This is a genomic window from Thiobacillus sp. (assembly GCF_024708915.1).
Genome location: NZ_JANJXQ010000103.1, coordinates 1 through 8042 on the forward strand (window position 1 = coordinate 1; position 8042 = coordinate 8042).

Genomic DNA, 8042 nt, shown 5'->3' on the forward strand with positions numbered 1-8042 from the left:
GCCGGACTCCTCTGCTAAAATCCCGTGATTCGGATAGGCGTCGAGCAGGGTTTCGATGATGGCGCGTTCCGCCATCTGGTCGACTTCGCTGACATAATCGCGATCCTGCTTGCTGCGCACGGTGAGTTGATCGAGGTCGAGCGAGGCGCGATTGATGATCGCCCCGGCTTTGCGAGCGGCTTTCACCGCCGTATTGAGCATGGGATGCATGGTGTCTGGCAAACGATTCAAAGAACGAACCCGCTATTTTACTTGATGATGTTTGCCTGATGACCCCAGCCGACCCGAAACTTCTCGCCAATATTCGCATCGTGCTGACGCGCACCAGCCACCCGGGCAATATCGGCGCGGCGGCGCGGGCGATGAAGACGATGGGGCTGGCGCAGCTGGTTCTGGTCGATCCCGCCGTCTTCCCCAACAGCCAGGCCGACGCCATGGCCTCCGGCGCGACCGACCTGCTGGCGCAGGCGAGGGTGTGCGCCACGCTGGCCGAAGCCTTGGCCGACACCACCTTGGCGCTGGGCGTGTCGGCACGCCGGCGCGACATCGTGGCCGAGGTGCTGACGCCACCCGAGGCGTCCGTCCGCTTGCTGACCGAAGCACAAGCCGGCCCGGTGGCCCTGGTGTTCGGCAACGAAACCAGCGGGCTGTCGAACGAGGAACTGAGCCTGTGCCAGGGGCTGGTGACGATCGCCGCCAACCCCGACTACAGCTCGCTCAACCTGGCGGCGGCGGTGCAGGTGTTGAGCTACGAGATCCGTCAGACCTGGCTGCGGCATGCAAGCTGGCCGCAGCCGGATGTCGATGCGGCGACGGGCGACGAGGTGGAGAAGCTGTACGGCCACCTGGAAACCGCGCTGGCCGAACTGGAATTTCTGAACCGCGGCTCGCCCGGCAAACTGATGCTGAAGCTGCGGCGGCTGTTCGCGCGCACGCGGCTGGCGAAGGAAGAAGTGAACATCCTGCGCGGCATCCTGACCGCGGCGCAGGGGGCGAAGGCAGCGGCGCGCCGGGCCGGCACCGCTGTTCATAATGATTGACTAATATAGTCGGAAATAGCATCCTCCCCGCATGAGCCTTCTCAGCCAACTCAAGGAAGACATCGGCGTCGTGTTCGACCGCGATCCAGCGGCGCGTTCGACCTTCGAGGTTGTCACTACCTACCCGGGCTTCCACGCCATGCTCATCCATCGCCTTGCGCACCGGTTGTGGCGCATGGAGTGGAAATGGCTGGCGCGTTTCATCTCGCATCTCGGCCGCTGGTTCACCGGCATCGAGATCCATCCTGGCGCCACGATCGGCCGCCGCGTGTTCATCGACCACGGCATGGGCGTGGTGGTGGGCGAGACTGCGGAAATCGGCGACGACTGCACGCTGTATCACGGCGTGACCCTGGGCGGCACCTCGTGGAACAAGGGCAAGCGCCACCCCACCCTGATGCGCGGCGTGGTGGTGGGAGCGGGCGCCAAGATCCTCGGCCCGATCACCATCGGCGCCAATGCGCGCGTCGGCTCCAATGCCGTGGTGGTGAAGGATGTGCCGGACAATGCGACGGCGGTGGGTATTCCCGCCCGCATCCTCGACAGCGCGGCGGAAATTCAACGCAACCAGCAGGCGGAAAAGCTGGGTTTCTCGGCCTATGCCATTTCCGCCGACATGAACGACCCGATGGTGAAGGCGATCCATGGACTGATCGACCATTCGGCCCACACCGATCATCGGCTGGAACTGATTTTGGCGCAGTTGCAGAAGCTGGGCGTGGAAATGCCGGCGGGGCAGGACAAGCCCGACGATTTCGATCCGAACTATCTGAATAAAATAGTTGACTGAATTGCTTGGGTAATGAATAGTTGACCGAAATGCTCAGGTATTTTATAGTTCGGATGAAATTTCAGGAGAATAGTCATGAGGCTGACCACCAAGGGTCGATTTGCCGTTACCGCCATGCTCGACCTGGCGCTACGCGGCGGCAAGAGTCCGGTGACGCTGGCCGGAATCAGCGAGCGCCAGGACATCTCTCTGTCGTACCTGGAGCAGCTTTTCAGCCGCCTGCGCCGCCATGAGCTGGTCGAAAGCGTGCGCGGCCCGGGCGGCGGCTATTACCTTGCCCGGCCGCTCGCAGACGTCAGCGTGGCCGACATCATTCGCGCGGTCGACGAACCCATCGACGCCACCCAGTGCGGCGGCAAGGAAAACTGCCACGACGAACACCGTTGTCTGACGCACGACTTGTGGACGGGACTCAACGCCCACATTTACGATTACCTGGACAACGTGACGCTGGCCACACTGGTGGCCAAGCAGGACGAATGCAAGGAAAAGGTGGTTCAGGATCGCCGCGCATCGAAATCGAAGATGACGCTGGCTGTTTGAACGGTTCAATCAGGACAAAACGATGAAAACATTGTATTTCGATTATTCTGCCACCACCCCGGTCGATCCCCGCGTGGCCGAAAAGATGATCCCTTATCTGACCGAGCATTTCGGCAATCCGGCATCGCGCTCGCATCCGTTCGGCTGGGAGGCCGAAAAGGCGGTGGAAGACGCGCGTGCCCAGGTCGCTGCGCTGGTCGGCGCCGACCCCAAGGAAATCGTATTCACTTCCGGCGCCACCGAATCGAACAACCTCGCCATCAAGGGCGCCGGCCACTTCTACTCGGGCACCAAGGGCAAGCACATCATCACCGTGCGCACCGAGCACAAGGCGGTGCTCGACACCGTGCGCGAAATGGAGCGCCAGGGCTTCGAGGCGACCTATCTCAACGTCAAGGAAAACGGCCTCGTCGACCTCGACGCCTTTCGCGCCGCGATCCGCCCCGACACCGTGCTGGCCTCGGTGATGGCGGTCAACAACGAGATCGGCGTGATCCAGGACATCGAGTCGCTCGGCAGGATCTGCCGCGAGAAGGGCGTGATCTTCCACGTCGACGCGGCGCAGGCCACCGGCAAGATGCCGATCGACCTGAAGACGCTGCCGGTCGACCTGATGTCGTTCTCGGCGCACAAGACCTACGGCCCCAAGGGCATCGGCGCGCTGTACGTGCGCCGCAAGCCGCGCATCCGTCTGGAGGCGCAGATGCACGGCGGCGGCCACGAGCGCGGCATGCGTTCGGGCACCCTGGCCACCCACCAGATCGTCGGCATGGGCGAAGCCTTCCGCATCGCCCGTGAAGAAATGGCGACCGAGAACGAGCGCGTCCGCATGCTGCGCGACCGCCTCTATGCGGGCCTCAAGGACATCGAGGAAGTGCATCTGAACGGCGACATGGACCAGCGCGTGCCACACAACCTCAACGTCAGTTTCAATTTCGTCGAAGGCGAATCGCTGATCATGGCGATCAAGGATCTGGCGGTATCAAGCGGTTCCGCCTGCACCTCGGCCAGCCTGGAGCCGTCCTACGTGCTGCGCGCACTGGGCCGCAGCGACGAACTGGCGCACAGCTCGATCCGCTTCTCCATCGGCCGCTTCACCACCGAGGAAGAAGTCGACTACGCCATCAAGCTGCTGCACGAGAAGATCGGCAAGCTGCGCGAGTTGTCCCCGTTGTGGGAAATGTTCAAGGAAGGCGTCGATCTGAATACCGTGCAGTGGGCTGCACACTGATTTGAGCGGGTGAGGAGAAAGGTGTGAAGGGTAAGGCACAGTGCATATTGCCTCTTCACCCCTGACGCCTCACCCCTAACCGAAAAAGGAAACCCCAAATGTCCTACAGCGATAAAGTACTCGATCACTACGAAAACCCCCGCAACGTCGGCTCTTTCGGTAAGGAAGACGAGGATGTCGGTACCGGCATGGTCGGTGCGCCTGCCTGCGGCGACGTGATGAAGCTGCAGATCAAGGTCGGCAAGGATGGCCTGATCGAAGACGCCAAGTTCAAGACCTACGGCTGCGGCTCGGCGATCGCATCAAGCTCGCTGGTCACCGAATGGGTCAAGGGCAAGACCCTCGACCAGGCGATGGAAATCAAGAATACCGCGATCGCCGAGGAACTCGCGCTGCCGCCGGTGAAGATCCACTGCTCGATCCTGGCCGAAGACGCGATCAAGGCCGCGGTTGCCGACTACAAGCAGAAACACAGCCAGGAGTAGATCATGGCCGTCACACTTTCCGAGCGCGCAGCGCAACACGTCACGAACTATCTCGCCAAACGCGGCAAGGGCGTCGGCATCCGTCTCGGCGTGCGCACCAGCGGCTGTTCCGGCATGGCCTACAAGCTGGAATTTGCCGACGAGGCGCCCGCAGGCGACGAGGTTTTCACCAGCCACGGAGTGACCGTGTTTGTCGATCCGAAAAGCCTGCCCTACATCGACGGCACCGAGCTCGACTACGCCCGCGAGGGCCTGAACGAGGGCTTCAAGTTCAATAACCCGAACGTGAAGGACGCGTGCGGCTGCGGCGAGTCGTTCAACGTTTGATTGCCGTGAGGGGTGAGGCGATAGGGGTGAGGAATTCAATAGCGCTCGCCTCACGCCTTACCCCCTCACGCCTCACGCCTCACCTCTAATGGACTTCTCCCAAACTCATTTCGAGCTGTTCGGCCTGCCCACGGCCTACGCGCTCGACCGCGACAAGCTCGACGCCGCCTACCGCGAACTGCAGAATGCCGTGCATCCGGACCGCTTCGCCGCGCAGCCGGAATCCGAGCAGCGGGTGGCGATGCAGTGGGCGACCCAGGTGAACGAGGCGTACCAGACGCTCAAGCACCCGGTGAACCGGGGCGTGTATTTGCTGCGCTTGCAGGGAATCGACGCGCTCGCTGCCGGCAACACCAAAATGTCCCCGGCATTCCTGATGCAGCAGATGGAATGGCGCGAGACAATCGAGGACGCGCGCGCGAACCAAAATGCAACGGCATTGGACGCCGTGTCCGGCGACCTGCGCGCAGCGCATCGCCGCATCGAGGCGCAACTGGCCGAGCTGATCGACACGGCGCACGATTTTGCAGCGGCCTCCGAGGCCGTGCGCCAGCTGCGATTCATGGACAAACTCATCGCCGAGGTCGGCGACGTCTACGAAGAACTGGAAAGTTAAGATGGCTCTGCTGCAGATTGCCGAACCCGGCATGTCCACCGCGCCCCACCAGCATCGGCTGGCGGTAGGCATCGATCTGGGTACCACCAATTCGCTGGTGTCCACGGTGCGTTCCGGCCTGGCCGTGGTGCTGGACGACGAAGCCGGACATTCGCTGCTGCCTTCGGTCGTGCGTTATCACGCAACCGGCCAGGTCGACGTCGGCTATGCCGCGAAATCCGCACAAAACAGCGATCCGCACAACACTATCGCCTCGGTCAAACGCTTCATGGGGCGCGGCATTGCCGACATCGAGGACATCGCCAGCCTGCCGTATCGCTTCGTCGATGCGCCCGGCATGGTGCAGTTGAGAACGGCCGCCGGAGTGAAAAGTCCGGTCGAAGTGTCGGCCGAAGTTCTGAAAACCCTGCGCCAGCGCGCGGAAGCTGCGCTGGACGGCGAACTGGTCGGCGCGGTGATTACCGTGCCGGCATATTTCGACGACGCCCAGCGCCAGGCCACCAAGGATGCCGCTCAACTCGCCGGCCTCAACGTGCTGCGCCTGCTGAACGAGCCGACCGCGGCGGCGATCGCCTACGGCCTCGACAATGCGTCGGAGGGGGTCTATGCGGTGTACGACCTCGGCGGCGGCACGTTCGACATTTCCATCCTGAGGCTGTCCAAGGGCGTGTTCGAGGTACTGGCCACCAACGGCGATTCGGCGCTGGGCGGCGACGACTTCGACCAGCGCATCTTCTGCTGGATGCTCGAGCAGGCGCGTTTCGAGCCGCTGTCGGCGGGCGATATGCGGCTGTTGCTGACCAAGGCGCGCGACGCCAAGGAAGCCCTGACCGAACATACCGAGGTGCGCGTCACTGCGGTGCTGTCGACCGGCGAGATGATGGACGCGACGCTGACCCAGGCCGCGTTCAACGCCATGACCGCGGGACTGGTCAGCAAGACGCTCGCCCCCACCCGCAAGGCGCTGCGCGACGCGGGTCTGGCCGCGAACGACGTGAAAGGCGTGGTGATGGTGGGCGGTTCGACGCGCATGCCGTGCGTGCGCCAGGCGGTGGCCGATTTCTTCAGGCAGACCCCGCTGACCAACCTCGATCCCGACAAGGTCGTCGCGCTCGGCGCGGCCATGCAGGCCGATGTGCTGGCGGGCAATCGCGCCGGCGACGACTGGCTGCTGCTCGACGTCATCCCGCTGTCGCTCGGCCTCGAAACCATGGGCGGGCTGACCGAGAAGGTCATCCCGCGCAATACCACCATTCCCACCGCACGCGCGCAGGAATTCACCACCTTCAAGGACGGCCAGACCGCGATGAGCGTGCACGTGCTGCAGGGCGAGCGCGAACTCGCGTCCGACTGCCGCTCGCTGGCACGCTTCGAACTGCGCGGCATCCCGCCGATGGTGGCGGGCGCGGCACGCATCCGCGTCACCTTCCAGGTCGATGCCGACGGATTGCTGTCGGTGTCGGCGCGCGAACAGAGCAGCGGCGTCGAAGCGAGCGTGCAGGTCAAGCCCTCGTACGGGCTGGGCGACGAAGACATCACCCGCATGCTGAAGGATGCCTTCACCCACGCCAAGGACGACATGTACGCGCGCGCGCTGAACGAGCAGATCGTCGATGCGCAGGGCCTGATTGCCGCCATCCGGGCGGCCATGGCGGAAGACGGCGCGCTGCTCGACGCGGCGGAAAGCGCGGCGATCGAAGCCGGCATCGGCGCCCTCGAAAGCCTGCTGTCGAGCCCCGACGCCAGGCCCGATCGTCATCTGGCCATCAAGCGCGGCATCGAGGCGCTGAATGCGGCCACCACCGAATTCGCCCAGCGCCGCATGGATCGGAACGTGCGCCGGGCGATGGCCGGGCAAAAACTGGAAACCTTTGGCTGAACCTGGTTATGTTGAACGCAGATTTCATCGAATCCCTGCGGGTGCGGCTCGACGCGCATCCGATCTATGCGGCTGTCGCCACGCCGGACGACCTGCGCGTGTTCATGCAGCATCACGTCTATTCGGTATGGGACTTCATGTCGCTGGTCAAGTACCTGCAGAACGAAGTCGCGCCCGCGCGCTGGCCGTGGCTGCCGGGCGGCGACGCCTCGGTGCAGCGCTTCATCAACGAGATGGTGCTTGAAGAGGAAACCGACGCCGCGCCGCCGGGGCAGCAAGGCCATACCAGCCACTTCATGCTGTATCTCGCCGCCATGCGCGAAATCGGCGCCGATGCCGGCGTGCCTGCGCGCTTTGTGCAGAAAGTGGCGGAGCAGGGGGTCGATGCGGCCCTCGACTCGGGCCTGGCGCCCGCGCCGTCCGTCGCTTTCACCCGCACCACCTTCGGTTTTCTTGCCAGCGGCAAACCGCACACGGTTGGCGCCGCGCTGGCGCTGGGCCGCGAGCACATCATCCCGTCGATGTTCCGCGCGCTGCTGTCGCGCATGGCGGTGACCGAAGCGCAGGCGCCGAGCTTCCACTATTACCTCAACCGCCACGTTCAGCTGGATGGGGACTCCCACGCGCCGCTGTCGCTGCGCCTGCTCGCCGCGCTGTGCGGCGATGACCCGGGAAAATGGCGCGAGGCCGAAGCGGCGGCCGAAACCGCCGTCGCCGCCCGGTTACAATTATGGGACGGCGCACTCGCCGCCTTGCCGAGCCGGCAATCCAAAGCCGCCTGACCGTATCCCAATTCAGCCGTATTCAGAAAGCCATGCCTCAACTCATCGTACTGCCCCACGTCGAACTCTGCCCCGAAGGCACCGTGATCGATGCCAAACCCGGCGACACCATCTGCGACACCCTGCTCGCCAACGGCATCGAGATCGAGCACGCCTGCGAAAAATCCTGCGCCTGCACCACCTGCCACGTCGTCGTGCGCGAAGGCTTCAATTCGCTGGATGCGTCCACCGAAGAAGAGGACGATCTGCTCGACAAGGCCTGGGGCCTGGAGCCGCAGTCGCGGCTGTCGTGCCAGGCGCGCGTGGCCGGCAGCGACCTGGTGATCGAGATTCCCAAATACACCATCAA

The 8042-nt window shown here is 63.8% G+C and carries 11 protein-coding genes; 10 read left to right on the forward strand and 1 reads right to left on the reverse strand.

The genetic code is table 11. The features are described from left to right. The coding region (locus tag Q0L94_RS07850; RefSeq protein ID WP_296752151.1) for an inositol monophosphatase family protein at positions 1-210 on the reverse strand (210 nt) is incomplete at its 3' end. Between the two features lie 59 nt (positions 211-269). On the opposite strand from Q0L94_RS07850, the gene Q0L94_RS07855 reads away from it, so the two are divergent. The 10 genes from Q0L94_RS07855 to fdx all read left to right on the forward strand — a co-directional run. Next, on the forward strand, positions 270-1040 hold the full coding sequence (locus Q0L94_RS07855) for an RNA methyltransferase (RefSeq protein WP_296752130.1): 771 nt from the start codon (positions 270-272) through the stop codon (positions 1038-1040). Between the two features lie 31 nt (positions 1041-1071). Beyond that, a complete protein-coding gene (cysE, locus tag Q0L94_RS07860; protein WP_296752133.1) occupies positions 1072-1830 on the forward strand; it encodes a serine O-acetyltransferase in 759 nt (252 codons plus the stop codon). A gap of 75 nt (positions 1831-1905) precedes the next feature. After that, entirely contained in the window at positions 1906-2373 is a 468-nt protein-coding gene (iscR, locus tag Q0L94_RS07865) for a Fe-S cluster assembly transcriptional regulator IscR (RefSeq protein WP_296752135.1), read from the forward strand. Positions 2374-2395: 22 nt separating this feature from the next. Continuing rightward, complete coding sequence (locus tag Q0L94_RS07870) at positions 2396-3604, forward strand: IscS subfamily cysteine desulfurase (RefSeq protein WP_296752137.1); 1209 nt, start codon at positions 2396-2398, stop codon at positions 3602-3604. Positions 3605-3702: 98 nt separating this feature from the next. Next, positions 3703-4089, forward strand: a complete 387-nt coding sequence (gene iscU / locus Q0L94_RS07875) for a Fe-S cluster assembly scaffold IscU (protein ID WP_018077347.1) — start codon at positions 3703-3705, stop codon at positions 4087-4089. A 3-nt stretch (positions 4090-4092) separates the two neighbouring features. After that, positions 4093-4416, forward strand: coding sequence for an iron-sulfur cluster assembly protein IscA (iscA, locus tag Q0L94_RS07880; protein WP_296752139.1), 324 nt, complete (start codon positions 4093-4095; stop codon positions 4414-4416). 88 nt (positions 4417-4504) lie between these two features. Then, complete coding sequence (gene hscB, locus Q0L94_RS07885; RefSeq protein WP_296752142.1) at positions 4505-5032, forward strand: Fe-S protein assembly co-chaperone HscB; 528 nt, start codon at positions 4505-4507, stop codon at positions 5030-5032. A 1-nt stretch (position 5033) separates the two neighbouring features. Further along, positions 5034-6911, forward strand: a complete 1878-nt coding sequence (gene hscA, locus Q0L94_RS07890; RefSeq protein WP_296752145.1) for a Fe-S protein assembly chaperone HscA — start codon at positions 5034-5036, stop codon at positions 6909-6911. An 8-nt stretch (positions 6912-6919) separates the two neighbouring features. Continuing rightward, positions 6920-7693 (forward strand): DUF3050 domain-containing protein, encoded by a 774-nt coding sequence (locus tag Q0L94_RS07895; RefSeq protein WP_296752147.1) that lies wholly within the window; start codon positions 6920-6922, stop codon positions 7691-7693. A 32-nt stretch (positions 7694-7725) separates the two neighbouring features. Further along, positions 7726-8042 (forward strand): ISC system 2Fe-2S type ferredoxin (gene fdx / locus Q0L94_RS07900; protein ID WP_296752149.1); only part of this gene is annotated, 317 nt, incomplete at its 3' end.